This is a genomic window from Gemmatimonas sp. (genome assembly GCF_036405635.1).
Taxonomy (GTDB): Bacteria; Gemmatimonadota; Gemmatimonadetes; order Gemmatimonadales; family Gemmatimonadaceae; genus Gemmatimonas.
On record NZ_DASWXE010000093.1, the window covers coordinates 1 to 26986 of the forward strand.

Here is a 26986-nt window from a genome sequence, read left to right on the forward strand (position 1 = left end):
ACCGTCTCACGCGATTCGCGGGCTGCGATGGCGGCGAGATGGATCGCCACGGCGGCGGCGATCATCGGCTGGTCACTCAGCACTTCCACTTCACGGGAGACGTCGCCGATGTTCGTGAGCGTGAGGTGCAACATCGGCCAGGCATCACTTTCTTCGTGGCCACCAGTGAGCCCATCGGTGACACGCGTGCGCGCCTGCTCGTGATGCACGATGACGCGCGCACCGGTGATCCATTCGAGCTCCTGCGCCTCACCCACCTTGGGACGCCGAATCTCGCGAACGAGCGCCGTCGCGAATCCAACGCTCACTCCCAGTACGAGGGACGCCAGCAGCGCCGCGACGGGCGGAATGGCAAGCTGCACCCGCGCGCGCACCTCCTCGCGGGTGACACCAAGTTCCTGATTGAACTGACGCGCCGCGTCGACCGAAGAATCGGCCAGTCGTGTCGCTTCGATCGCGCGCCGGATCTCCGAGTCCAACGCAGAATCACCGGCCACACGGGCATCGCCAGTGCGCATCGCCTGACTCGAGTCGGTGGTGTCCGCTGGCACGCCACCCGGAGTGCCGCTCAATGTCCCCGCGTCGCCGGATGCGGGTTGTCCGGTGGCCTGGCGAAGCTGCTCGGTGCCAATGGCCAGCAGTCGATCACCAAGCCGTGTGAGGCGTGCGGTGAGTGCGGCATAGCGCGCATCGGGACCGCCCAGCGCGGCATACGCCTCTCGTTCCCGGTGCACCTGCTCGATGGTGTCGAGTGCCGCGCGGGCCCGGGTGTCCTGGCGCAGCACTGTTTCCTGCACGAGGGTCCGGTAGCTCTCCACCAGCGGTGCCTGGCGGGCCCGTTCGAGTGCTTGCTGCAGCGCGGACAATGCTCCGTCGGCGGTCGTGCTGCCTGAGCCGGTCACGGAATCGCTGCTGGGCGCTGCGGCCATGAACAGCGCCATGCGACGCACGCTGTCGGCGCGGCTTTGCAGCTGTTCCTGGTGCCGCATGGCTGTTTGCCAGTCCAGCAGCAGCGCCTGCGTATCGCGCGGCGCGGGCAGATCACCGAGTGCCAGCGCGAGGGCGCGATCGACCTGACGCGGCACCAGGACGAAGGTGAGGATCGCCACCAGTGTCGTCAGGCAACTGACGGCTGCGATGAGCAGGCCGTGTCGCGCGGCATTGCGGGTACGCGCCGCGAGCCAGCGGGCGCGAGTCAGGCGATCAGGGGACACACGATGCGGCGAGAGGTGCGAATCGGAAGTGAAGCATCACCACTCCCGAAACGAACACGGGGGCTGGCGCATCGCGCCAGCCCCCGCCGTCCTGCAGAACGCGATCCGATTACTGGACCGTGACCTTGCCCTTCATGTTCATCGCGAGGTGCGGCGTGCAGTTGAAATCGTACGTGCCAGCCGGGACGCCGGCGAACGAGATCGTGTAGCTCTCACCCGCGTTCAGCATCATCTTGCCCGAGAGTTCACCAGCCTGCTCCGGCATGTTGGCGAGCAGCGCCGACTTGGCCGCGGCCGGCAGCGTGGCCGGGTCGAACGCGACGTTGTGCGGGCCACCGCTGATCATGTTGAACTTGATGCCGTCGCCGGCCTTGATCGTGATCTCAGCGGGTTCGAAGCGATAACCCTTCTCATCGCCGACCATGTTGATTTCGTGCGTCGTGCCCGTGATCGGGGCCGCCGCTGCCGCAGGCGCAGCCGCCGCCGGAGCTGCTGCCGCCGCCGACGCGCCGGCCGCCGCCGAATCTGCCGTCGCCGTATCACCACCACCGCACGCGCCAAGCATGATCGCCGCGCCGGTCACCACTGCAAAGCCGAGAAACCGCATGTCGAGAGGCCTCCAGAGCCTGATCGAAATATTTCCGTTCTACAGGACTGATTCCTGTGCTCACAGGGCCCTGTGAGCATTGTGAAGTTATTCACAAGCTCCCCGGACGCCAACCCCTCCCCCGCCACATCTTGACGCACCCGGACCGGCTCGCTAGCCTGCTTCGGATATGCCAACGCCCTGCCAGCACCATCATCATGCACATCACGGTCACGGCCCGACGGGTCGGGGGCGATTTGTGCATGTCCAGGTGAACGGCCGCTAAGGCACCCAGACACGCAGGCTCCCCGGGCCCGTCCTCTTCGAAGGACGGGCCTTTTTTGTTGATTTTCATCACTTGTTCCATCACACGGAACGCCATAACTCCATGCTGCGCATCGCATTGCCGAACAAGGGTCGTCTCAGCGAGGACACCCGTGAGCTCTTCAACGACGCCGGACTCGAAGTGCGTTCCTCCGGAGCGCGCGCGCTCACGGCGTCCCTTGGCGGAGAGTTCGAAGCCATCTTCGTGCGCGCCCAGGACATTCCCGAGTTCGTCGCCGACGGCGCGGCGGATGTGGGCGTCACCGGATGGGACCTGGTCAACGAATCAGGGCGGGACCTCACGTCGCACCTCGATCTGGGCTTCGGACGCTGCCGGCTGGTGGTGGCGGCCCGGGAGGATTCCGGTGTGCGGTCTCTGGAAGACCTGGCCCGTCAGGCCCCGCCGATGCGCGTGGCCACCGTATTCCCCAACATCACGCGCCGATTCTTCGAGAAAGCCGGTGTGCCGGTGGATGTCGTGCCGGTATCGGGCGCCGCGGAGATTGCGCCACACCTGGGCATCGCCGATGTCGTCGTCGACCTCACGTCCACCGGATCGACGTTGCGCGTGAACGGCTTGCGGGAAGTGGAAACGGTGCTGCAATCGAGTGCGCACCTGATCACCGCTGTGGGTGGTCCACGCAACGGCGATACGTCGCGGCGCCAGGAACTCGACGATCTCGTCACCGCCCTCGCGTCCGTGATCCGTGCACGTGGCCAGCGCTACCTGATGGCCAACGTGCCACGCGAATCGCTGGACGCCGTGCGTGCCGTGCTGCCGGGTCTCAACGGCCCTACCGTCATCGACATCGCCGATCATGGCCGGTATGTGGCCGTGCACGCCGTCGTGAGTGCCGACACCATCTATCGCACCATCTCGCAGCTGCGCGCCTTGGGCGGTGAAGGCATTCTCGTGACCCGCATCGAGCGACTGGTTCCATGAGCAACGATCGTCCGCCGCTACGTGCACGCGGCGCCTGGTCCGCACTCGACGAGAACACCCGTCGCGCGCTCGACGATCGTGCGTCCACGGTCGATCCCACCATTCGGGAACGCACGCGTGACCTGATCGACGCCGTGCGCACGACCGGCGATGTGGCACTGTTCGACATGGCCCGTCGCTTTGACGGTGCGGCGCTCGATGCGCTCGAAGTGCCACGCGCTGCATGGGTTCGTGCGCTCGCCGCGCTGTCGCCTGCGCTCCGCCAGTCGCTCGAGCGCGCGTCGCGCAACATCGCCACCGTGCACCGCGCGTTCCTGCCCACGGTCACCCGCAGCACACCGGAGCCGGGCATCACGGTGGTGCGTCGCCCCGATCCGCTGGGCCGCGTAGGCATCTATGCGCCGGGCGGACGCGCCGCCTATCCCAGCTCGCTGTTCATGGGGGCGATTCCGGCGCGGGTGGCCGGTGTGGGCGAGGTGATCGTCTGTACGCCGCCTGGCGCAGACGGTCGCCCGTCGGATGTGGTGCTGGCGGCCGCCGCACTGGCGAACGTCGACCGGGTCTTTGCGGTGGGCGGTGCAGGGGCGATTGCCGCGATGGCGCTTGGCACCGAATCGGTGCCGCGTGTGGATCGGATCATGGGCCCCGGCAATGCGTATGTGGCCGAGGCCAAGCTGCAACTCGTGTCGTCGGTGGCCATCGATGCACCGGCCGGTCCGAGTGAACTGCTCGTACTCGCTGACGCAACAGCAGACGCCGATGCGATCGCGCGCGAGATGCTGGCACAGGCGGAACACGATCCCGATGCGGCGGTGCTGGCACTGATTGTGGAAGCGGCTGGCCAGTCATCGCTGGCTTCACGGGTGGAAGCGGCACTGGAATCACAGCTGGCCGGTGCACCGCGCGCCGATGTCATCCGCGCCGCCTTGAGCGCCCGCGGTGGTGTGGTGCAGGTGTCGTCGCTGGAGGAGGGCATTGCGCTGGCCAACCGCTGGGCGGCGGAACATCTGCTGTTGTTGGTAGGTGATGCCGATCGCGATCGGGTGCTGGCCGCACTGCGCAATGCGGGAACGATCTTCGTGGGGGCATCGAGTTCGGTGGCGTTTGGCGACTACATGACCGGCGCCAATCATGTGCTCCCCACCGCTGGCGCCGCCCGCAGCTATTCCGGATTGTCCACGCTCGACTTCGTGCGCTGGACCACGTGGCAGGAAGTCACGCCCGTCGCGGCGGCGTCGTTGGCGACTGATGTGGGGCGGTTTGCCGATGCGGAGGGATTGCCTGCGCATGCCGCCGCCGCGCGGGCCTGGGAGCGTACGCCATCAGTCGCGCCTCAGGCTGTCGTGTCACCGGCATCTCCCGCGTCATCGCAGATCGGGGGTGTCACGGGTGACGATCTCGGTGATCGTCTGCGCTTTGCCCGCGCGCTGTACGACGACGTCCCACTGTACGATCCCAAGCGGTCGCCGGTGAATCTCGACCTCACCGACAACACCAATCTCTGGGGCATGCCACCGGTGGCAGAACGGACGTGGCGTGACCTGCCCGTGGCACGTGTCACGCGGTATCCCTCGCTGTATGCGGCGGAGCTCAAGGACGCGCTCGCGGCCTTTGCCGGCGCCACACCGGACCGCCTCGTCACCGGATGCGGCTCCGATGACATTCTCGACAGCGCCATGCGCGCCTTCGGCGAACCAGGTTCAGTTGTCGCCAGCAGCGAGCCGTCGTTTGCGATGATCCCGATCTTCGCGCGCATGAATGGTCTGCAGTACGTGGGCGTCACCGAACGCCCTGATCAGCAACCCGATCTCGATGCGTTGCTCGCAGCGCGCCCCCGCATTCTGTATCTCTGCTCACCCAACAATCCCACCGGTGCGGTGCTGTCGCGATCGCTGCTCGAGCGGGCAGTGCGTGAGGCACCGGGGGTGGTGTTCCTCGACGAAGCGTATGCCGAATTTGCTGGCGTGTCGGCAGTGGATCTCGCCATGCGCGTGGACAACCTGCTGGTGATCCGGACCATGTCGAAGGCGTTCGGGCTTGCCGGACTGCGTGTGGGGTACGGCATCGGCGCTCCCGCGCTGGTGCGCGACGTGGAGAAGTCGCGTGGACCCTACAAGCTCAACGCGATGGCGGAACAGACGGCGCTGGCCGCACTGCAGCACGACATGTCATGGGTGCAGGAGCATGTGGCGCTGGCCGTGCAGAACCGCGAGCGACTGGCGGCGGCGCTGGCGCAGCGCGGCTTCACACCATTGCCCTCGCACGCCAACTATCTCTGCGTACCCGTACCGAACGCGGTCAACGTAGGTCAGGCACTGCGTGCCCGTGGTGTCGCGGCGCGGCCCTTTGCGGCGTTGCCGCATGTTGGTGACACGTTGCGCATCAGTGTGGGGCCCTGGCCGCTGCTCGAACAGTTTCTGACTGCCTTTGACGAGGCGGTCCGTGAGGTGAACGGATGACTTCCAATCGTTCCATGGATGCTGCCCCGGTGCGCGTCACGGTGTTCGACTATGGCGCCGGCAATCTGCACTCGCTGATCAAGGCCCTCGAAACACAGGGTGCGCTCGTGCATGTCGAGACCGATCCCGAGTTGGCCGTGCACGACACCGATGCCCTTGTGCTGCCGGGTGTGGGCGCCTTCGCACCGGCCGCCGCACGGCTGGCGCCCGGCCGCACCATGATGCGCGAGGCGCTACTCGACGGCCTGCCGGCACTGGGCATCTGCCTTGGCATGCAGCTGCTGTTCGATGGCAGCGACGAAGGACCGGGCCGCGGGCTGGGCATTGTGCCCGGTCAGGTCCGCCGTCTCGACGCGGTGCGCGTGCCGCAGATCGGATGGAATGTCATCGACGACGGCACCGACCCGCTGTTGCGTGAAGCCGGGCTGGATATCGCGTACTATGCCAACAGCTATGTGGGACGCCCCTCGCCCGAGGGTCTGCCCTACGTGACGGCGTGGAGCACCCACGAGTCCGATCGCTTCCCTGCCGCGGTGCGCCGCGACTACGTGATCGGCACCCAGTTTCATCCAGAGAAATCGAGCACGCGCGGCGTGGCCCTCATTCGCGCCTTTCTTTCGTTGGCCTCTTCACTTCGGAGTATGGCATGATCGCGATCCCGGCCGTGGACCTGCGCGGTGGTCAGTGCGTGCAGCTCGTCGGCGGTGACTACGAGCAGGAGCAGGTCACGCTTGCCGATCCGTTGTCGGTCGCGCGTGACTGGGTGCACACCGGCTTCACACGCATGCACATCGTGGACCTCGATGCGGCCACGGGTCGCGGACAGAACCACGACCTCATTCGCGACCTGTTGCGCGAGAGCGCGGTGCCGGTGCAGGTGGGCGGTGGGGTGCGCGATGAATCCCGCATCGAGCGCCTCATCGACGATGGTGCCGAGTGGGTGGTGGTGGGCACACGCGCCGTGGAAGATGAAGACTGGCGCGAAGAGATGGCCAATCGTTTTCCGGGCCGCCTGATCGTGGCCGCCGATGTGCGCGAGCGACGCGTGGTCACGCGTGGCTGGGCGGAGACGTCGTCGATCGACGTCATCGATTTCGTGGAATCGTTGCGCCAGTTGCCACTGGCCGGCGTGCTGGTCACCGCCGTGCACCTCGAGGGGCGCATGCAGGGCACGGACCTGCCGCTCATGGAAGACGTGGCGGAGGCCAGTCCGTGGCCTGTGTATGCATCGGGCGGCGTGACGAGCCTGGAAGACATGCGAGCGCTCGAACATCGCGGCCTCGCGGGCGCGGTGTTGGGCATGGCGTTGTACACCGGCGTGCTCGATGCACGCCGACTGGCCGAGGAGTTCGGAGCATGACTGTGGTGGTGCGGGAATCCAACGAAACGAAGATCCGCCTGTCCATCGTTCAGGGCACAGGACGCGCCACGGTCAATACCGGCGAACCCTTCCTCGATCACATGCTGGTGGCGTTTGCGCGCTATGCCGGTGTCGATCTCGATGTGCAGGCCACGGGTGACCTCAAGCATCATCTCATCGAAGATGTGGCCATCACGCTCGGCCAGGCCGTGGCGGCGTTCGCGCCGGCCGGCTGTGCGCGGTATGGCGAACGCACCGTACCGATGGACGATGCGCTGGTGCAGGTGGTGCTCGACATTGGCGGCCGACCGTACTACCGCGGTCCGCTGCCGTCCAGGCTGTACGACCACTTCCTGCGATCCTTCGCCGACAATGCCAAGGCCACGCTACATGTGCGTGTGCTGCGCGGCACCGATCAGCACCATATCGTCGAAGCGGCCATCAAGGGATTGGGCTTCGCGCTGCGGGAAGCACTGGTCGAATCGGGCGCGGTGTTCAGCACCAAGGGTTCGGTGAAGCTCGAGATCACGGACTGACGCATGCTGACCAAGCGAGTGATCGTGTGCCTCGATGTGCGCGGCGGACGGGTGGTGAAAGGCGTGAATTTCGTGGGACTGCGTGATGTGGGCGACCCGGTGTCCCTCTCCGAGCGCTACGAGCTCGAGGGCGCCGACGAAATCACCTTTCTCGACATCTCGGCCAGCGCTGAAGAACGCGCCACCCTGCTGGATGTGGCCCGTCGCACGGCCGAGCGGTTGTTCATTCCCCTCACCATCGGCGGCGGTATCCGCACGGTGGATGATGTGGCCAAGGCGCTGCGGGCCGGTGCGGACAAGGTGTCGCTCAATTCCACGGCGGTACAGCACCCCGAGGTGCTCACGCTGGCCGCAGAACGATTTGGTGCGCAGTGCGTGGTGGCCAGCATCGATGCCAAACGCAACGAGGATGGCGTGTACAAGGTGTGGGTGAAGGGCGGCCGTCAGGAGACGCCGCTCGAGGCCGTGGCGTGGGCACAGGAATGTGTGGAGCGTGGTGCGGGAGAGATATTGCTCACCAGCATCGATCGTGATGGCGCGCGCACGGGATACGACCTCGAGATCACGCGCGCCGTGGCCAAGGCCGTGAACGTGCCAGTGATTGCTTCCGGCGGTGCGGGTGAGGCGCAGCACCTGGTGGATGCGGTGGTGCGGGCCAATGCCGATGCGGTATTGGTGGCCGGCATTCTGCACGATGGACTCACCACGGTGGGCGCTCTCAAGCAGGTCATGCACGACGCCGGTATCGCCGTGCGCAACGCCGGTCTGCAGGCGGTGGCAGCATGAGTCAGATCATCACACCGGCTTCGCTCATGCAGGCTGCCGCAGAAGTCGCGCAGGTGGCTGCCAACACAGCCATGCGTTGGTATCGCGACGGTGTCGCCGTGGAGATCAAGGGCGATGGATCGCCGGTCACCATCGCCGATCGCGAGGCCGAGCGCGCCGCCCGCGCGTGGTTGTCGGAACGATTCCCCGAAGATGGCCTGCAGGGCGAGGAGTTTCCGAACGAACGCGAAGGCGCAAAGCGACAGTGGATTCTCGATCCCATCGATGGCACCAAGTCGTTCGTGCGTGGCGTGCCGCTGTGGGGCACACTGGTGGCCTGCTGTGAAGGCGACACCGTGTTAGCCGGTGCGGCCTGCTTTCCTGCGGTGCAAGAGCTCGTGGCGGCGGCGCCGGGTGAAGGGTGCTGGTGGAATGGCGCGCGGGCTCAGGTGTCCACGGTCGCATCGCTCGATCAGGCCACCGCGCTCATCACCGATGAACGGTTCCCCGATCGTCCGCATCGGCGCGAACCTTGGTCGCAGCTCGCGCAGCGTGTTGCCGTCTCCCGCACGTGGGGTGACTGCTATGGCTACCTGCTGGTGGCCACCGGACGCGCGGAAGTGATGGTGGACGACATCGTGAATCCGTGGGATGCGGCGGCCGTGTACCCGCTCATCACTGAAGCCGGTGGACGATTCACCGACTGGCGAGGCCGCAACACGGCGTTTGGCGGCGACATCATTGCCACAAATGCCGCACTGGCCAGCGTCGTGCGCGATGTGCTGATCACCGGAACCGAGGCACGCCCATGACCGCGGTGGTGCTTGATCTCGACACGCTCGATTTCACCAAGGGCAATGGTCTCGTCACCATCGTGACGCAGGATGCGCGGAGCGGTGTGGTGCTCATGGTGGCGCACGCGGATCGTGAGGCGTTGGAGTACACCCTGCGCACCGGTCAGATGCACTACCTCTCGCGCAGCCGCGGCCTGTGGCACAAGGGTGCCACGAGCGGTCACGTACAGCATGTGGTGTCGCTCACCGCGGATTGCGACGCCGACGCGGTGCTGGCCCGCGTGATCTCGGTGGGCCCGGCCTGCCACGATGGGACCACGTCTTGCTTTCGCGACACCGCCTTGTCGGCCGATGCCATCGGAGCCCTCGACGCCACCATCACCGCACGGCAGCAGGCGATGCATGGCGAGACCGGTGGTTCGAGCTACACTCAGCGCCTGCTCGGCGACCGCAACCTGCGCCTCAAGAAGCTGGGTGAAGAAGCGGTCGAGCTGGCCACGGCCTGCGTCGATCAGGATGTGGAGCGCGCCACGGAAGAGACGGCGGACCTCTTGTACCACGCGCTGGTGGCATTGCGTGCAACGGGTGGCACACTCGACGGTGTGCGCGAGGTATTGGCGCAACGTGCCGGACTCACGGGCAATTCCGACCAGTAGCTGAATGCATTGGTGATCCGTGCGACATATCAGTTGCACGGATCTGGGGGTATGGGCACGCGACGTGCACACAAATTCGACGCACCGGTGCGCCTACGAGTGACGCACGTGCGGCGCGTGTTTTAGCGGTATCACGCGCACCCCATACCGAACCCACGGGAGCAGTCATGCGATCTCTGCCCATGATGTCCCTCACCCTGCTGGCGCTGTCCGCGGCGTGTCGCGGCGAACGCGTGGAACAGGGTGTGGAGACCAGAACCTCCGAAGGCCGCCTCGAGGCGACACCAAGCGAACTCGCTGAACGACGCGGCGTCTCACTGGTGCGCATGATCAATGCGTTGCCGGAAAGCCGCACCATCTCCGTGAGCGCCGATGACAACCAGCTCTTCGCCGATGTCTCGCGGAAAGGCGTGACGGCCTATGTCCCGCTCAACGACAATGTGGCGCGTTTTCGCGTCAAGGACGACCGACGCGACACCACCATTGCCAGCGACTTCCAGATGATGATGGACGGGTCGCACTACACGGTGGTGACGCTACCGGAGAAGGATGGAGCGGTGAAACTGCGCATCCTGCGCGATGATGTGGGCCGGGACAGCGCGATGGCACGCGTACGCTTCGTGCATGGATCGCCTATGGTCGGCAGCGTGGAGGTGGTCCTCGATGGCCGTCAGGGGCTACTGTTCGACAATGTGAGCACGTCCGGTGAAACAGGTTTTCAGTCCGTGGTGCCGACCAATGCGGCCATACGTATTCGCACCGAGGAAAGCCGGCAGCAGGTGATCGCACGTTCGCTCAACCTGGTCGCTGGGCACAGCTACACGGTGGTGCTGACTGGATCGACCGGCACCACGATCGACATGATCGTGGTGGACGATCGCTTGGCTGACGCCGCGGCGGTTATCGTGCCGTGACGCGCTGCAGCGTGCGATAGAGAAACTCGGCGGCCCAGCCGAGAGCGGGCACGGGGACACGTTCGTTGTCCCCGTGCATGCGGAGTTCGTCTTCCATGGGCAGCGGCATGGGCAGAATGCCGTAGGTGGGAATCCCCTTGGCCCGCAGTGCGGCGCCATCGGTGGCGCCGGTGCTCATGAACGGAATCACGGTGGTGCTTGGCACCATGGCCACGGCCGACGCTTCCATGGCCTGATACAGCGCCGTGGTCACCGGCGACACCGGTGGCGACGTACGCGGTTCGCCATCGAGCGTGAACGTCACTTGCTTTTCGGCGCCCACGCGATTGAACGCGGTGACGATGCCACGCACGTCGTCATTGGGGAGCACGCGCACATTGAAGGTGGCACTGCCATCGGATGGAATGACGTTGCTGCGAATGCCGCCCTTGATGATGGTGAGCGACTGACCGGTACGCAGCACAGCATTGTGCAGCGGTTCGCGCGATAGGATGGCGGCGGCCGCATCGAATTGCGCCTTGGATGCGCCCGGTGCGGAGACGCGCTGCATGGCGGCCTTCATGACGGGGTCCTTCTCGATGCGTGCGAGTCGCGAGAAGTAGAGACGGGTGGTCTCGTTGAGCAGCACCGGCGCCTTCCAGGCATGCACGCGCTGCGCCGCACGAGAGAGCGCCGCGAGGGCATTGTCGGGCAGTGGTACGGACCCATGACCACTGGGCCCCGTGGCCAATGCGGTGACCGTGTACGACACCTTCTCGGTGGTCTGGATATTCACCGACATGACGCGGCCATCGGCCACGCGCACACGTCCACCTTCATTCAGCGCGAACTCGGCGTCCTTGATCAGGTCGAAGTGCTTGCCGACCATTTCATCGATGCCCACTTCCGGACCACCCTCTTCTGCAGCCGTGGCGAGGAAGATGATGTCGCGATCGAGCTGATCGCGGTGCGCGGCGAGCTGCTGCAGCGCAGCCGTGGCGGCCGACAGCATGCCCTTGTCGTCGATGGCGCCGCGGCCATAGAGGTACTGGACACCAGGCTCCTGCACCACGGTGGCCGTGAACGGCGGCGTCTTCCACTTGGCGGTGTCCACGCCCACCACGTCCATGTGGCCCATGATCATCACGGGCTTCTTGGTGGGGTTGGTGGCGCGCAAGCGGGCCACAAAGTTGGCGCGCCCTTCCCCAGCGGGCAGCACATGGCGCTCCACACCCGGCACCTTCGCAAACACGCTGTCGAAGTACTGGGCCGTGAGCAATTCGTTGCCCGGCGGGTTCTGCGTGTTGCGCCCGATGAGTGCCTTGAGATGCTCGAGCGTGGCGGCCTGCGCCTGCGCGCGATCGAAGCCAGCGGGTGCCGGAGTGCTGACGACATAGGGACTCGCACCCTGCGCCATCGCGACCGAGGTGTTGAGCGCGCCTATCACGCTCAACACGGCAACCATCGTCATGTTCGATCGAAACGTCAGTACCGCTGGCATCCTGGGCTCCTTCCTGGTTCGTGACGTACAAGGCAGCGCATGCTGCCCGATCGAAACGTAACAGCGGGAGGAACACAGATTCCACAGATCTAAAAGAGAAACGCACAGATACAATCAATGAATTGAAGTGGTATCTGTGCGTTTGTGGTTTCTATCTGCGCAATCTGTGTTCCTTCCGCTGTTCTCGACTACAGCTGCCAGCCGCTCCGATATACGCGCGTGAGGTATTGATTGGCATCAGGCGCATTGGTGAACTGCGCTTTTTCGCCGTCATACAACACCTTGCGTCCCTGACCGGCACGCAACGCAGCAATACCAAGCAGCATGGTCTCGGTGAGCGGCGCGGCCTGCGAGAACGGCGAACTGATGACGGCTTCACCCTTCGCGGCCTGAATCCAGTTCTGCTCATGCGACACGGTGACACGCGGCTGCGACACCGGGACCTTGGCCGCCTTCTCGGCGATCGATTCGGGGAAGATGCGCGGCTTGTTGCCGTATGTCTCATAGAACATGATGCCCTTCTCGCCCACGAACACGCCGCCGCCGCCATCGCTGCCGGGGTTGGTCATCGGCACGTCATCGGGGAGCATCGCCGGACGCGGCGGCATGAGACCACCGTCATACCAGAAGAGCTTCACCGGTCCGCGCTTGCCCACGGCGGGATACTCGAACTGCACAGTGGTGGCCATCGGGTACGTCGCCGGCGTCTGCGCGCCACCACCCCACGGGCTCGACGACGCCACGATGCTCGTCGGATAGGTGAGGCCGAGTGCCGTGTAGGGCTGGTCGATCAGATGTGCACCCATGTCGCCGATCGCGCCCACACCAAAGTCGATCCAGCCGCGCCACGCGAACGGGTGATATGCGGGGTGATACGGAATCTCCGGCGCCGGGCCGAGGTAGAGGTCCCAGTTCATGCCCGGCGGCGGTGTGGTATCGTTGGCCGCCATCGCGGCACGCACCGCGTTGTCCACCGTGCCCATGTTCCACTGCGGACGTGGATTGTTGGCCGGCACCGGCGCGTTCGCCGCACGCGGTCTCGGGATGCCCTGCGCCCAATAGCGCACCGGACGATCCGTCCACACATGCACCTCGTGGATTTTGCCCAGCACACCCGAGGCGATGATCTCGTTGATGCGCCGCGAGCCCTCCATGGAGTGGCCCTGATTGCCCATCTGTGTGGCCAGCTTGGGATTCGCCGCCGCAGCCTTGGCCAGCAGGCGCGTTTCGTACACCGAATACGCCAGCGGCTTCTGCACGTACACGTGCTTGCCCAGCTGCATCGCGGCGAGCGCGATGGGCGCATGCAGGTGATCGGGCGTGGCCACCATGATCGCGTCGATATCCTTCTGCTTGTCCAGCATCTGCCGGAAGTCCGCGTACCGCGTCGCCTTCTTGAAGGCTTCACCCAGTTCCACGTTCTGCGGCGTCGGTTCGCCCTGCCGCGGCTTGAGTCGCCCCTCCAGCGAGCGTTCCACGTAGCTGAAATCGACGTCGCACACCGCCACGATATTCTCGGTGAGCATCTGCGACATGTTGCTCATCCCCATGCCGCCGATACCCACGCACGCGATGTTCAGCTTGGCACTGGGGGCCACATAGCCGGGCCCACCCAACACCGCACGGGGAACGATCATGGCCCCCAGGGCCAGCTTCGCGGAGTCGCCGACAAAGTCGCGGCGCGTGTAGTTGCTCGACATGGAGGGAGCGCAGGGGAGGCGGAAAGGCATTCGGGGATGGAGGGTCGACCATGCGTGGCCAACCGCCATCCCCGTGCGACGGGCGCGATGCCCGTTGATATAGCCCTTCCCCTGCAGTCCGTCGAGAGTCTTGTGGGGCTACCCCTTCCGAAAGCCTCGCGGCAGCTCAGAATCGCAGCAGGCGTGCCGGCGTGACCTTGGACGGATCGCCCACATAGGCCCAGCGCACCTTGGTCATGTACTTGCGCGCCGCCTGCTGAATGTCTTCGGGCGTAACCGACCGGAGTTCATCCACGAACCGCGACGCCCGGCGGAAATCGCTCTGATACAGCTCCGCCCGCGCCAGCATGTTGGCCTGGTCGGCGTTGGTCTCGTTGTCCAGGAAGTACGTCACGATGAACTGCTGCACCAACCGGTCGAGCCCATCGCTGGTGATCGTGCCTTCCTGCAACGCACGGATCTGCTGCTGCATGATGGCCAGCACTTCATCGGGCTGCGTGGTGGTCACGTACAGGCCGCCCATGGAGAACGCTCGCTCCACGAACGGCGCATTCACCGAGTAAGTGAGATTGCGGCGCTGACGCACTTCACCGAACAAGCGACCCGACAGCACCGCGCACGCCAGACGCAGCGACGCGTAGTCCTTGCTCGAAGCCTGCGGGCCGTGGAAGTAGCCCTGCAGGTAGTTGGTGGGTAGCTGACGCTGTGCAATCACGTACGCACCCGGCAAGTCAGCCGGCGGTTCAGGCAACGTCCACGCATAGGTGCCGCGCGGCAGACGACCGATCGACTCGCGCACCAGCTTCTCCACGCGCGCGCGTGTCACGTTGCCCACCACCACCAGCATCATGCGTGACGTGACCATCTGCTGCGTCTGATACGTGCGCAGATCGGACACCTTGAGCGCGCTGAGCGTCTCTTCGGTGCCGGTGGGCTCGAGACCATAAGGGTGTCCCGCGAACGTGATACTGTCAGCCATGAAATCGAGCAACGCATCGGGGCTATCCTTGCGCTGGCTCACCGCCGTCACGAACTGTTCGCGAATGAGCTCCACTTCGGCGGGATCGAGCCGTGGTGCCATGATGCGGTCGGCCAGAATCGCCCAGGTGCTGTCGAGCGACGTGGTCGTGGCCCGCAGCCCCATCACCGTCCAGTCCACACCGGGGCTCACGCCGATCACGCTGCCCATGCGCGCCATCTTCGTGCGCAGCACATCACGCGGGTACTTCTGCGTGCCGCGTTCGCTGGCCTCCAGCAACATCGTCTCGATACCCTGCGTGGCCGGCGTCAGCTGCCGTACGCCACCCAGCAGGTACAGGTTGGCGGCCACCACATTGTTGGCCGTGACGCGGCGCAGAATCACCGGGATGCCGCTCACCTCGAACTTCATCGTGAGCGAATCGTCGCCCATCACGGCGGGCGATGCGGGTGGCTGCGCAGGGGCCGTCGTCGGACGCACGGGTGGACGACGCACGGGTGCGCGCGTGGCCTGCGCCTCGAGCGAGGCCGCACCCACCAACAGCATCGCCCCGGCCATGAACATCACACGCGGTCGCATCATGGACGCACCACCGGACGCGTGCTCGGCGTCAGCAGCTCACTCTCCGTGAGACCGATCGCGCGCCGCGCCTCGGCCGACAACAGCACGTTGGTCACGCGCGGCTTGCCTGCGATATAGGTGCGCGTGTAGCGCATGAGGTCCGTGATACGCTGCTGCGCCATCTGATCGGTGTAGCTCATGAAGTAGTCGAGGTTCGCCACGCTCCACCAGAAGCCGATGGTGTGCGCAATCTCGGAAGCCTTCTCGATGCCAAACGCACTCGACACCGCACGCTGCGCCTTCACCGCTTCGATCTCGCGCAGCGTGATGTAGGTGGGATCGGTGAACTTGGCGATCTCCCGCTCGAGCGCCGCCATGGCCGCGCGATACTTGTCGGGCGTGGTCTGTCCGCTGATCGAGATGGGACCGGTCTGGTTGAGCGTGTAGTAGTTCACCCCCACGCCCTGCCACAGCCCTGTGTCCACCAGATTCTTCTGAAACGTGGAGCCCGGCGTATTGAGCACATCACTGAATACGTCAGCCGCAAACGTGGCCCCGGGATCCTTGCCCACACTGGGCCCCTGCCACTGGATCAGCACGGCCACCGCGTTGATCGGCTCTTCGCTGATCTGCGCCTTGTTGCCCTCGAGCGCGGGAATGGGGGGAATGGGATCGGCGACAAATGGATCGGCACCCTTGGGCCAGCTACCGAAGATCTGCTCGGCCATCACAAAGATCTTTTCGGGGTCCACATCACCCGTCACGATCAATGCGCTGTTGTTGGGCACATAGTACTTACGCTGGATCTCACGCATCTGGGCCGGGGTGACCGCCGCAATCACCTTGCGATCACCGATCGTGTTCTTGCGGCTGAACTGACCGGGATAGAGCAGCGCGGTGGCCTTTTGCTGGAAGTCGAACCCGGGCTGTGCTTCGTTGCGATCGTATTCGCCGAGCACCACTTCCTTCTCGCGAACGAGTTCGTCCTCGCGGAAGCTCGGATTGATGAGGGCGCTGGCCAGAAATTTGAGGCCACCCGCCACCGAATCGGCTGGCAGTGTCAGGAAGTAGTTGACCCGTTCTTCCTGCGTGGTGCCATTGAACACGGCGCCCAGTTCACCGGCGCGATCCGTGAAGGCCTCGGCATCGGGCAGGTCCTTGTTCGCCTTGAAGAACATGTGCTCGTACATGTGCGCGAGGCCGGCATAGTCCGGCGACTGCGTGAACGCGCCGTTGCGCACATTGATTTCGAGCGTGGCAATGGGCACCCCGTGGTTTTCCACGACGATGACTTCCATGCCATTGGCGAGCAGCTTGCGGCGCAGGACCTTGTCGAGCTCCGCGCGCGACTGGGCTTCGAGTGGCTCGACCACCGCCAGGGTGGCGGGCGCCGCGAGCAACGTTGCAAGCAGCCCCCAACGCAGGAGGCGCGGGCCGCGCAATGTCCGTGAAATGGACGCTGGCATTCGATGACGGGGATGGGGATACTTGTGCGATGCCTGATCCTGCTTCGACACCGCCGACACACGGGGGGACCGCACCGGCCGCCCTCGCCGAGGCGCTGGGACGCGTCCTCGAACCAGCGCGACTGCACGTGAACGAACCGCTGGCTCCGTACACCACGTTTCGGATCGGGGGTCCGGCGGACGTCCTGTACGATGCCACCACGGCAGACGACCTCGCCACCGCTATTTCCACGGCAAAATCACTGAATATTCCGTGGTTCGTGCTCGGTCTTGGCGCCAACATCGTGGTGGGTGACCGGGGCGTGCGCGGACTGGTGATCCGCAATCAGGCCAAGGGGCACCGTCTCGATGCCGACGGCACGCTGTGGACCGAAAGCGGAGCCGTGGTACAGGACCTCGTGCTGGAGACGGTACGGGCCGGCTTCTCCGGTCTCGAGCACTACATCGGCATCCCCAGCACAATTGGCGGGGCGCTCTGGCAGAACCTGCACTTCCTGTCGCCAGCGCCCGAGCGCGAGCGCACGATGTTCATCAGCGAGGTCTTTGCCTCGTGTGACATTCTGCGCGAAGAAGGCGACCGGCGCGTGGTGGACGCGGATTACATACAATTTGGATACGACGACACGGTCTTCCACCACCGGCGTGATGTGGTGCTGAGCGCCACCTTTCGCCTGACGCCGGGAGATCCCGCGGCCCTGCATCGCATCCTGCAGGAAAACCTGTCATGGCGCGGCTCGCGGCATCCGTGGCTGCAGGTGCACCCGAGCGCTGGCTCGATATTCAAGAAGATCGAAGGCGTGGGCGCCGGGCGTCTGATTGATCAGTGTGGACTCAAGGGCTATCGCGTGGGAGATGCGCAGATCTCGCACATTCACGCCAACATCCTGGTGAATCTGGGTCATGCCACCGCGGCGGATGTGCGGGCACTCATCGCACACGCGCAGGCCACAGTACGGGAGAAGTTCGGGCACGAACTCGAACCCGAAGTGGGGTTCATCGGGGAGTTTTAGCGATTCCGGGACCGTCTTGGTTTCGCAATGACGAGTCAAAAGCGGAGGAAACGCTCTCCGGCGGGGCTGTGTCGAAGTCAGCACCCGGCATGCAGGACGGTGCCGGTCACCTCCACTTCGTCACCTCCGCCCCCACCGACGTGTCACGTCGATTTCATGGCCTGATGGCCGTCCTGCTGGTGCTGCTGGCGTGTCTCGCGACACCGGTCAGCGCGCAGCAGGTGGACGTCATTCGCGGGCGCATCACCGGCGCCGACAATGAACCGCTGGAGAACGTCATCGTCATCGCGACGACGATCTCCGGCAATGTGAACCGCACCGCGCGCACTGATCGCAACGGACGCTATACCGTCACGTTTCCCAACGGCGACGGTGACTACATGATCACCGTCAACGCCGTCGGCTTCGCGCAGAAACGTTTCGAGATCAAGCGCGTGGCCGATGAAGACGTGCTCTTGGGCGACGCCAAGCTGTCGAAAGTGGGCACGGTACTCGATGCCATGAAAGTCACGGCCGATCGGCAGAAGGTCTCGCGCAATGATGTCAGTCAGGACATCAGCGGCACCGAGCGCGTACTCCCGCCCAACAACGCGCAATTGCCGCCGGATCAGATGGGCGACTTAGCTGCGATGGCCGCCACGTTGCCGGGTGTGCAGCTCGTGCCGGGGCAGGACGGTGGTGCCAATGGCTACTCGGTGATGGGCATGGGTGCGGACCAGAACAACACCACACTCAACGGCATGAACTTTGGCGGAGCCGGCCTGCCGCGGGATGCGCAGGTGGGGAGCTCGCTGTCCACCTCTCCGTATGATGTGTCGCGCGGTGGATTCAGCGGCGGGCAGTTCAACCTCACCACACGCAGCGGGTCGAATTTCAGTTCACGCGGCCTGAGCTTCTTTGGAGAAGCGCCGCAGTTGCAGTGGATGGACACGCCTGCGCGCGCCACTGGTCAGCAATACAGCAATGGCTCGCTGGGCGGCAACGTGTCGGGACCACTGGTATTCGACAAAGCGTTTTACATGATGGCCTTTCAGCTGGGCCGTCGCAGCAACGATCTGCAGACCCTGCTCAATACTTCGACCGTAGGACTGCAGGCCACAGGTATCGCGTCTGATTCGGTGCAGCGTCTCGTGGGCATTCTGGGTGGTGCCAATGTGCCCACCGCAGCGAACGGCCTGCCTGGCAGCCGCCTTGCAGATCAGGGGAGCGTGATCGGCAGCGTCGACTTTGCGCCGCCCTCGAGCACGAGTGGCACCGCGTTCAATCTCACGTTCAACGGCGCCTGGAATCGTCAGAACCCGGCCACACCGCTCACTGCCGCGCTGCCGACCACCAGCGCCGAGCGTACCGGCTTCAATGGTGGATTGCAGGGACGCCACAGCGCCTATCTGTCGCTGCGGGGCGTGAACCTGCTCACCGAAACTTCCGTGGGCATGAACGCCTCGCAGAATGAAGGGTCGCCCTTCGTGAATCTGCCGGCGGGCCGTGTGCGTGTGAACAGCGCCTTTGCCGATGGCACCACCGGCGTGCAGATGTTGTCATTCGGTGGCAATCAGACGCTGGCCACCACACAGTCGTCCAACAGCCTGATGGCGAGCAACTCGCTGTCGTGGTTCAGCGCAAACAACAAACATCGGCTCAAGCTGGCGTCCGAGTTCCGTCGCGATGGGTCTTCGCAGGACCAGACCACCAATCGGCTCGGCACCTTCACTTACAACTCGCTGGCCGACTTGCAGGCCGGCATTCCGGTGTCGTTCACGCGCACGCTCTCGCCGCGCGAACGCGATGCCAGTCAGCTCATCGGCGCGGTCTCACTCGGTGATTCGTATCGGCGCACGGAGCGTCTGCAATTTCAGTACGGCGTGCGTCTCGACGCCAACAGGTTCCTCGATACGCCCGTCGAAAATCCCGCGGTGCAGCAGCGGTTCGGCGTGAGCAATGCTGACGTGCCCAACGGCATCTATCCGAGCGTGCGCGGCGGCTTCTCGTGGCAGTACGGCACCGCCCCGCAGATCGGCGCGTTTCAGGGCGCGTTCCGTGGTCCGCGCGCGGTGGTGCGTGGTGGCATCGGCATGTTCCAGAACATGCCGCAGGCGACGCTCATCGGATCGGCGATCGACAACACCGGCCTGACCAACGCCATTCAGCAGCTCGCCTGCGTGGGCCCCGCCACACCGGTGCCCAACTGGAACGCTTACGCCAACCCGGACAACATCCCCACGCGTTGTGCCGACGGCACCACGGGCACGGTGTTCGCCAATGGCGCGCCCAATGTCACGCTGTTCGCGAAGAACTTCGCACCGTCCACCAGCATCCGTTCCAACCTGAGCTGGTCTGGCGCGATTCTGGGTAATCGCATGAACGGTTCGTTCGACGCGACCTATTCCATCAACCAGCGTCAGTCGAGCTTCGTGGACCGCAACTTTGCCGGTATCGAACGCTTCGCCATCGACAATGAAGGGGGCCGGCCGGTGTACGTGCGCCCCACCAGCATCGTGCCGCCCACCGGTGGCATTGCCGCCGGTGATGGCCGCGTGGACTCCACGTTCCAGCGTGTCACCGAGCAGCGCAGTGACCTGAGCTCGCGCAGCGCGCAGTTCACCGCGCGCTTTTCGCCGATGACGTTCAACAGCAACATCAGCTGGAACGCCAGCTACACGTACAGCAATGTGCGCGAGCAATTCCGCGGCTTCAGTAGCACCGCGGGTGACCCGAACGCCATTGCGTGGTCACGCTCACCCTTCGACTCGCGGCACCAGATCACCTACAGCGTGACGTGGAACGCGTTCGACTTCATCCGCATCTCGTGGGGCGGCCAGTTCCGCTCAGGCTCACCGTTCACGCCATCCATCGGTGGTGATGTGAACGGCGACGGTTTCAGCAACGACCGCGCATTCATCTTCAATCCGTCGGCCACGGGCGCAGCCACAGGCGATGCCTCCACCGCCGCTGCGATGCAGGCGCTGCTGGACAAGGGCTCCGATGTCGCCCGGCGCTGCCTCACCAAGCAGCTCGGCACACTGGCCGGTCGCAATAGCTGCGAAGGACCGTGGATCAACACGGCCAACCTGTCGTTCTCGTTCAACCCGCTCAAGGTGCGCATGCCGCAGCGCGCCACGCTGTCGTTCAACGTGAGCAACCCGCTGGGTGCCGCCGATCTGCTCATGCACGGCGAGAAGAACCTGCGTGGCTGGGGACAGCAGGTGTTTGTCGATCCGTCGCTGCTGTATGTGCGCGGCTTCGATCCGGTCACCAAGCGCTACAAGTACGAAGTGAACCAGCGCTTCGGCGCCACCAACCCCCAGTTCCAGCAGTTCCGTGCGCCGGTGACCATCAGCGCCATGCTCCGCTACGACATCGGCGCCACACGCGAACGGCAGGTGCTCACGCAGGCTCTCGATCGTGGCCGCCGCACGCAGGGCACCAAGGCCCAGGAAGCGGTCATCAAGGCGCAGTTCGGCACGGGTGGCGTACCCAATCCGATGGCGACCATCCTGCGCGATCAGGACACGCTCAAACTGTCATCCACGCAGGCCGACAGCCTGGCCATGATGAATCGTCGCTACACGGTGCGCCTCGATTCCATCTGGGCGCCCATCGCGAAGCGTTACGCCGATCTCCCGAACGGCTACAACCACGACCGGGTGTACCAGGAGTATGTGAAGGCCCGCGAAGCGAGCATCGACATTCTGCGCGGCTATGCACCGGCCGTGCGCGGTCTGCTCTCCGATGCGCAGTTGCGCCGCCTGCCGCCGTTCATCACCACGTCGCTCGACGATCGCTACCTCAAGAGCATCCGCTCGGGAACCGCAGGTGGTGGCGGCGGACCGATGATGCTGCCTGGTGGCGCCACGTTCATGGGCGCCGGCGGCATGGGCGGCGCACAGACCACCATCATCATGCGGTAGCTCCACACTCGCACGTGCACATCACGGCATCACGCCGTTGCCCGATAGTTCGTTTCCTCTCCCTCAGCCTCCTTCACCATGACACCCTTCTCTCCACGCATCCTCGCGACGGGTCTCGCCGTCTCCGGGCTCGCGTTTGGCGTGCCCCGCACGCTGCACGCGCAGGAACGCCCGGCCATTCGTCAGCTTGGACCCGTGCAAGCCACGACCACCGAATCGTTGGGTCAGGTCGCCAATGTGCGCGCATTGTCCGATGGCCGATTGCTCATCAACGACGTGGCCAGTCGTCGAGTACTGCTCGTCGATTCCGCCATGAAGGTGCTGTCGGTGGTGGCCGACTCCACGCCGAGTACGGCCAACGCGTACGGCCCGCGCACGGGGAGTCTCATTGCTTATCGCGGTGATTCCACGTTGTTCGTGGACGCCGCGTCGCTGTCCATGCTCGTCATCGATCCGGCCGGCAAGATTGCACGCGTGATGTCAGTGCCCCGTTCACAAGACGCCATGATGCTGGCGGCCGGTGGACTGGGCGGCGCGTACTATCACGATGGACATCTCATCTATCGTGGCATGCCGCAGATGCAGATGCGCATGGGACCTCCGAGCGGTGGCGGTGGTGGTGTGCCGCAGTTGCCCCAGCAGCCGGACACCATGGCCATTGTGCGCGTGAATCTGCAGTCACGTCAGCTCGACACGGTGGGCTTCGTGAAGATTCCGAAGACCAACACCAACATGTCGCGCTCCGATGACGGCATGATCAGCGTGTCCATCGAGGTCAATCCGTTGCCGGTGGTGGACGAGTGGGCAGTCACCTCGAAGGGTGATGTCGCGCTCATTCGCGGCCGCGACTACCACGTGGATTGGATGAACCCCGCCAAGCAGTGGCGCAGCTCCCCCAAGATTCCGTTCGACTGGAAGCGCCTCACCGATGACGACAAGGTGAAGCTCATCGACTCGGTGAAAGCCATCCGCGATCGTCAGGCAGCCGCCAATCCCGGCCAGGGACAGCAGATGGCGCAAGCCTTCAGCTCAGCCATGGGTGGTGGTGCCGCCGGAGGCGGTGGTGCGCCGCAGGTCGTGATGCGCTTTGAAATGCGTGGCGGTGGTGCGGGTGGTCCGACACAGTCGCCGCAGGTGGCCCCGCCGCAGATCAATTATGTGTCGCCGAGTGACCTGCCGGACTATCAGCCGCCGTTTTTTGCAACGAGCGCACGTCCCGATGCCGATGGCAACATCTGGGTGCGCACCATTCCCACCAAGCCTCAGCCGGCCGGATCAGTCTACGACGTGATCAATGACAAGGGCGAAGCGGTCGATCGTGTGCTGGTGCCGGAGAACCGCACCATCATCGGCTTCGCGCCGGGCGGCGTGGTGTTCATGGCGGTGCGGGACAGCGGGGCCTTCCGCATCGAGCGGGCGCGCGTGGTGAAGTAATCCGTTCGCTGTTCACACACCGGTGTTGAACGCGCAGGTGACCGATCGAACGTTTCGATCAGTTGCCCGCGCGTTCGGCTATCTGCACGGTGCGGGAGACACTGCGGCACAACCGCTCGCCGGCACGGCAGTAGCTGGTGTGCAGTGTGGCCTGCGTCGGGGCGATGGCTCGCGGTAACATCAGGGCCACGTCGCCCACGAAGTAGGCGCTGTCGGACGTGATCTCCGACCCCGCGAATGACAGACGACGGCCATCGCGCAGCTCCAGCACGGGTGGCTGCAGGGCATTGATCTGATCGCCGGGGGTGGCGTCCATGACCAGCCTCACAGAGTCGGCCTGGTACTCCAGGCGCACGTTCGGGCCGGAGTCATTCAGCGCGGCGTCCCGGCCGTCGGGGCGAACACCGTTCATGGCCGATCCCAGCAGGCCGCCGGCGGTGGCGGTGGAATCAGGCGACTGGGCGGCGTCGGAGGGCTTTGTACATGCTGCCGAGGCTCCCGCCAGCAGCAGGGCAGCGACAGCCCTTCGAGCGGGGAGTGGGAACGCCGGGCCGATGGAGCCAGTGGACGTAGGCATTCTCAAAGATACCCGGACTCCAAGCGTGCATCACTTGACACAATAGGCCTAATGTGTCTAGTATGACGCATGAGTACATCCGACGAAATCGTCGCCGCGCCGGATTCCGGTCGTCTCGAAAGCCTGCTCGACGCCGCATTGGGCGTGTTCATGCGCTACGGCTACCGGAAGACGTCCATGCAGGACGTGGCCGATGCCGCCCAGATCTCCCGACAGGGTCTGTATCTGCATTTTGCCGCCAAGGAGCAGCTCTTTCGCGCCGTGGTCATGCAGTTCATGACCCGCGCGCAGGCGGCCGCTGAGCTGGCGATGGAAGACCCGGACCTGGAGTCGGCGCTGGTGAATGCCTTCGACGCCTGGATGGGCGAGTTCGTCGGGCTGGGCAGCGCCGTGGCGTCCGATCTCCGCGAGGTGGGCCCCACGCTCATCGGCCCCATTGCCGCCGACTGCGATGCCCAGTTCCAGCAGGCGCTCGCGCGGCGTATCGCAGCGTCGCCGCTGGCGTCGCTGCTCGAACCGCTGTCGCTCTCCCCCACGCAGCTTGCGGTGACGCTGCACGCCGTGGCTCGCGGTCACAAACACAGCGCCACGTCCCGCGAGCAATTCCGCACCCTCATCGGTGATGCGGTGCGCATGATGTGCGCCCCGCTCTTGCTGCACACGGCAAACGCTGCACGTACCGCGTAGTCCTCTCCGAAAATTCCATGAGCACCGCCACGCTATCTCCCTGCGACGCCATTGGCGCGCATCGCCTTGGTCCGCGCATCGGCTCCACGCCCAGCGCGCAGCTCCGCGCCGCACGTATTGCGAGCTCACCGCAGTCACGCGATGGGCGTTTCATCAATGTCGAGCCGATGGTGATCAAGGTCGGCGCCATGATGCAAGGGCTGTTCACGCGCAGCCGTCAGTCGGTGCCGTCCCACCCGCTGCCGGTGGTGCACACCATCGATGCGTCCGCCGTCGGCAACAGTCTCGGTAGTTGGAGCGCCACATCCACCACCGCGCCGCGCGTGACCTGGTTCGGACATTCGTCGATGCGTCTCGAGATCGGTGGCCTCGACGTGCTCATCGATCCGGTGTGGGGCGAGCGCGCGTCACCCGTGAGCTGGGCTGGGCCGCGTCGCTGGTATGCCGCGCCTGTCGCACTCGACGCACTGCCGTTGCCCGATGTGATCGTCATTTCACACGACCACTACGACCACCTCGATCAAGGCACCATCGTCGCACTCGCAGCACGACACGCAGCCGCGCGCGCCGTGCAGCCGGGCCGTCGCATGCTGCGCTTCCTCGTGCCGCTGGGCGTGGGTGCCCATCTCGAACACTGGGGCATCGCTCCTGAGCAGATCACCGAGTGTGACTGGTGGGAATCCCAGCAGGTGGGTGGCGTGACCTTCACGCTGGCGCCGGCGCGTCATGCGTCGGGGCGTTCACTGCTCGATCGCGATGCGACCCTGTGGGGGAGCTGGGCCATCACCACCGCCACACATCGCGTGTTCTACTCGGGCGACAGCGGCATGACGTCGATGTTTCACGACATTGGTGAGCGCCTCGGGCCCTTCGATGTCACGCTCATGCAGATCGGTGCCTACGACCGTGGCTGGCCCGACTGGCATCTCGCGCCGGAACAAGCCATCCTCGCGCAGGAAGCATTGCGGGCGCAGGCGATCCTGCCGGTGCATTGGGGCTTGTTCAACCTCGCGTACCATTCGTGGGACGATCCCATCGAGCGGTTGCAGACCGCGCATGCCGGCTCGCGCGTGTTGCGCGACACTCCGTTACTCACACCGCGCCCCGGCGAGGCGCTGTCACTCGATATGCACACGGACATGCGCACCGCGACTTCAGCGTGGTGGCGCGCTCGCTGAGCACATGAACATGGCCGTCCGTTCAATAGCCTTTCGCAGCAAGCGTCTGAGAATTCAGATTTACCGCGGATCACACGGCAACGGCTACGGAAACAACACGGATCAAACATTGAAATTGTCTGATCCGTGTTGTTTCCGCGATTCTCCGCGCCATCCGCGGCGAAACTGAACTCTGCGATCTGTTGTCAGTCTGTCCCGCCCGGCGCGCGACGCGGCGGTGCGGGCAGCGTGCCCTTGTTTGCAATGGCCTTGTTGATCGCCTCGATGGTCATCCTGGCGCGATAGTCCACGATCTGACGTGCGAGCTCGGTGTTCTTCTTGCGATCCGCCACCGACACACCGTTGATCGTGGCCTTGCCGGCCTTCACGCGCTCGTCGTAGCGCACGCTCTTTGGATCGTCGATGAACATGTTGAGCGTGATGATCGCATCATCGTGCAGGTTGTCGGACGCGCCTTCCGCGATGCCGCGTGTCTTCATGTACTCCGTCACGCTGGCGTAGTCGTAGTACTCCTGCACATGCGCGACCACGGGTGAACCCTTCCAGATCGTCGTGAGCGAATCGGCCACAGCACGCTGACCGCCCTGGTTGCCGCCGCTGTCGCCAATCAGGATGATGTTCTTGAAGCCGTGCACTTTGAGGCTGTGCACGAGATCTGTCAGCAGGTTGCGGAACGTGCCTTCGCGCACGGACATCGTACCGGGCGACGTCATGTGGCCGGAAGGCGGCTCGAGGTTGCCTTCGGGCACGAACTTCACAATCGGCGCGCACAGCGCATTGCCCATCTTGCGGGCGATGGCTTCGCAGTTGGTGTGCAGCACGTAGTTGTGCTTGCCCGTCACCAGCCACGGTCCGTTGGGCTCCATGCCACCGGTGGTGATGATCACCGTCGTCTTGCCGGCCTTGAGCGCGTCACGGATGTCCATCCACGTCATCTCTTCCAGCCACACCGTGTTGGGTGCGGGGAGCGGATTGGGCGTGTCGGCGCAGTTGTAGGGGTTCTGCGGGCAGTTGCCACCACCCATCGAGCGCGGATCGCGCGGCGCGCCGGGCTGCGCCTGGGCGCTGCCGGCGAGCATGGTGGCGGTCGTCACCATCACCGCCGCGGTGGTCAACGCGGACCGAAAGGTGGTGGCGAGCGAAGTACGCGAGGATCGCGTATTAATGGGGAGAGGCATGCTGGGCGTACCGGTGGGGAGAGGAGACGAGGTGGGACGCGGCAGATGAATCGCCGACCTCACGACGTTGCGTCTTTCCGCACAGCCGCGCCAGTTTCACGCGTGGGTTTTTCGTGATCGCCTTTCCGTTGCGCTCCCTCCTTCCTGGCGCTGCAATGTCCCACCTCCCGCCCTTCGTCGGACGCATCTCCATGCCCCGCCCAATTCTGGCGCGTACCGTGTCGTGCACACTCTCCCGCACCGCACTGCTCTCCGCCGCATTCCTGCTGCCGCACGG

22 protein-coding genes are annotated in these 26986 nt (G+C 64.9%); 14 read left to right on the forward strand and 8 right to left on the reverse strand.

Features of this window, described 5'->3' with window-relative positions; all coding sequences use genetic code 11:
* Positions 1-1214 (reverse strand): hypothetical protein (locus tag VGE27_RS07715; protein ID WP_331049068.1); only part of this gene is annotated, 1214 nt, incomplete at its 3' end.
* A 109-nt stretch (positions 1215-1323) separates the two neighbouring features.
* Positions 1324-1821, reverse strand: a complete 498-nt coding sequence (locus tag VGE27_RS07720) for a plastocyanin/azurin family copper-binding protein (RefSeq protein WP_331049069.1) — start codon at positions 1819-1821, stop codon at positions 1324-1326.
* A gap of 367 nt (positions 1822-2188) precedes the next feature.
* On the opposite strand from VGE27_RS07720, the gene hisG reads away from it, so the two are divergent.
* The 9 genes from hisG (at position 2189) to VGE27_RS07765 (ending at position 10551) form a co-directional block, all read left to right on the forward strand.
* A complete protein-coding gene (gene hisG / locus VGE27_RS07725; protein ID WP_331049070.1) occupies positions 2189-3067 on the forward strand; it encodes an ATP phosphoribosyltransferase in 879 nt (292 codons plus the stop codon).
* A complete protein-coding gene (hisD, locus tag VGE27_RS07730; protein WP_331049071.1) occupies positions 3064-5526 on the forward strand; it encodes a histidinol dehydrogenase in 2463 nt (820 codons plus the stop codon). The genes hisG and hisD overlap by 4 nt, the downstream gene beginning before the upstream one ends.
* Positions 5523-6176, forward strand: a complete 654-nt coding sequence (gene hisH, locus VGE27_RS07735; protein WP_331049072.1) for an imidazole glycerol phosphate synthase subunit HisH — start codon at positions 5523-5525, stop codon at positions 6174-6176. Before hisD ends, hisH begins: the two co-directional genes overlap by 4 nt.
* A complete protein-coding gene (gene hisA / locus VGE27_RS07740; RefSeq protein WP_331049073.1) occupies positions 6173-6886 on the forward strand; it encodes a 1-(5-phosphoribosyl)-5-[(5-phosphoribosylamino)methylideneamino]imidazole-4-carboxamide isomerase in 714 nt (237 codons plus the stop codon). Before hisH ends, hisA begins: the two co-directional genes overlap by 4 nt.
* Positions 6883-7422, forward strand: coding sequence for an imidazoleglycerol-phosphate dehydratase (locus tag VGE27_RS07745; protein ID WP_331049074.1), 540 nt, complete (start codon positions 6883-6885; stop codon positions 7420-7422). Before hisA ends, VGE27_RS07745 begins: the two co-directional genes overlap by 4 nt.
* Before the next feature lie 3 nt (positions 7423-7425).
* Positions 7426-8208 (forward strand): imidazole glycerol phosphate synthase subunit HisF, encoded by a 783-nt coding sequence (hisF, locus tag VGE27_RS07750; protein WP_331049075.1) that lies wholly within the window; start codon positions 7426-7428, stop codon positions 8206-8208.
* Positions 8205-8999, forward strand: coding sequence for a histidinol-phosphatase (gene hisN, locus VGE27_RS07755; RefSeq protein WP_331049076.1), 795 nt, complete (start codon positions 8205-8207; stop codon positions 8997-8999). Before hisF ends, hisN begins: the two co-directional genes overlap by 4 nt.
* Positions 8996-9637 carry a bifunctional phosphoribosyl-AMP cyclohydrolase/phosphoribosyl-ATP diphosphatase HisIE gene (hisIE, locus tag VGE27_RS07760; protein WP_331049077.1) on the forward strand — a complete coding sequence of 214 codons (642 nt, stop codon included), beginning with the start codon at positions 8996-8998 and terminating at the stop codon, positions 9635-9637. The genes hisN and hisIE overlap by 4 nt, the downstream gene beginning before the upstream one ends.
* Positions 9638-9804: 167 nt before the next feature.
* Positions 9805-10551, forward strand: a complete 747-nt coding sequence (locus tag VGE27_RS07765) for a DUF4397 domain-containing protein (RefSeq protein ID WP_331049078.1) — start codon at positions 9805-9807, stop codon at positions 10549-10551.
* On the opposite strand, the gene VGE27_RS07770 is transcribed toward VGE27_RS07765, so the two are convergent.
* The 4 genes from VGE27_RS07770 to VGE27_RS07785 form a co-directional block, all read right to left on the reverse strand.
* Positions 10538-12001 (reverse strand): M20/M25/M40 family metallo-hydrolase, encoded by a 1464-nt coding sequence (locus tag VGE27_RS07770; RefSeq protein WP_331049079.1) that lies wholly within the window; start codon positions 11999-12001, stop codon positions 10538-10540. The two genes, VGE27_RS07765 and VGE27_RS07770, sit on opposite strands and share 14 nt — an antisense overlap.
* A gap of 218 nt (positions 12002-12219) precedes the next feature.
* Positions 12220-13731, reverse strand: a complete 1512-nt coding sequence (locus tag VGE27_RS07775) for a Gfo/Idh/MocA family protein (protein WP_331049080.1) — start codon at positions 13729-13731, stop codon at positions 12220-12222.
* 166 nt (positions 13732-13897) lie between these two features.
* Entirely contained in the window at positions 13898-15292 is a 1395-nt protein-coding gene (locus VGE27_RS07780; RefSeq protein WP_331049081.1) for a pitrilysin family protein, read from the reverse strand.
* A complete protein-coding gene (locus VGE27_RS07785; RefSeq protein WP_331049082.1) occupies positions 15289-16737 on the reverse strand; it encodes a pitrilysin family protein in 1449 nt (482 codons plus the stop codon). The genes VGE27_RS07780 and VGE27_RS07785 overlap by 4 nt, the downstream gene beginning before the upstream one ends.
* Before the next feature lie 29 nt (positions 16738-16766).
* Here VGE27_RS07785 and murB point away from each other — a divergent pair, with 29 nt between their 5' ends.
* The 3 genes from murB to VGE27_RS07800 all read left to right on the forward strand — a co-directional run bounded on the left by murB (position 16767) and on the right by VGE27_RS07800 (position 23089).
* Complete coding sequence (gene murB, locus VGE27_RS07790) at positions 16767-17747, forward strand: UDP-N-acetylmuramate dehydrogenase (protein ID WP_331049083.1); 981 nt, start codon at positions 16767-16769, stop codon at positions 17745-17747.
* 140 nt (positions 17748-17887) lie between these two features.
* The gene (locus VGE27_RS07795) at positions 17888-21655 is read left to right on the forward strand and encodes a TonB-dependent receptor (RefSeq protein WP_331049084.1); all 3768 of its coding nucleotides are present in this window, start codon (positions 17888-17890) and stop codon (positions 21653-21655) included.
* A gap of 78 nt (positions 21656-21733) precedes the next feature.
* Positions 21734-23089 carry a hypothetical protein gene (locus VGE27_RS07800; RefSeq protein ID WP_331049085.1) on the forward strand — a complete coding sequence of 452 codons (1356 nt, stop codon included), beginning with the start codon at positions 21734-21736 and terminating at the stop codon, positions 23087-23089.
* Between the two features lie 58 nt (positions 23090-23147).
* On the opposite strand, the gene VGE27_RS07805 is transcribed toward VGE27_RS07800, so the two are convergent.
* The gene (locus VGE27_RS07805; protein WP_331049086.1) at positions 23148-23666 is read right to left on the reverse strand and encodes a hypothetical protein; all 519 of its coding nucleotides are present in this window, start codon (positions 23664-23666) and stop codon (positions 23148-23150) included.
* Positions 23667-23735: 69 nt separating this feature from the next.
* On the opposite strand from VGE27_RS07805, the gene VGE27_RS07810 reads away from it, so the two are divergent.
* Both VGE27_RS07810 and VGE27_RS07815 read left to right on the forward strand, forming a co-directional pair.
* Positions 23736-24353: a helix-turn-helix domain-containing protein gene (locus tag VGE27_RS07810; protein ID WP_331049087.1), complete on the forward strand. Its 618-nt coding sequence runs from the start codon at positions 23736-23738 to the stop codon at positions 24351-24353.
* Positions 24354-24370: 17 nt separating this feature from the next.
* The gene (locus VGE27_RS07815) at positions 24371-25531 is read left to right on the forward strand and encodes an MBL fold metallo-hydrolase (protein ID WP_331049088.1); all 1161 of its coding nucleotides are present in this window, start codon (positions 24371-24373) and stop codon (positions 25529-25531) included.
* Positions 25532-25716: 185 nt separating this feature from the next.
* On the opposite strand, the gene VGE27_RS07820 is transcribed toward VGE27_RS07815, so the two are convergent.
* On the reverse strand, positions 25717-26709 hold the full coding sequence (locus VGE27_RS07820; protein ID WP_331049089.1) for a creatininase family protein: 993 nt from the start codon (positions 26707-26709) through the stop codon (positions 25717-25719).
* Between the last annotated feature and the right edge of the window lie 277 nt (positions 26710-26986).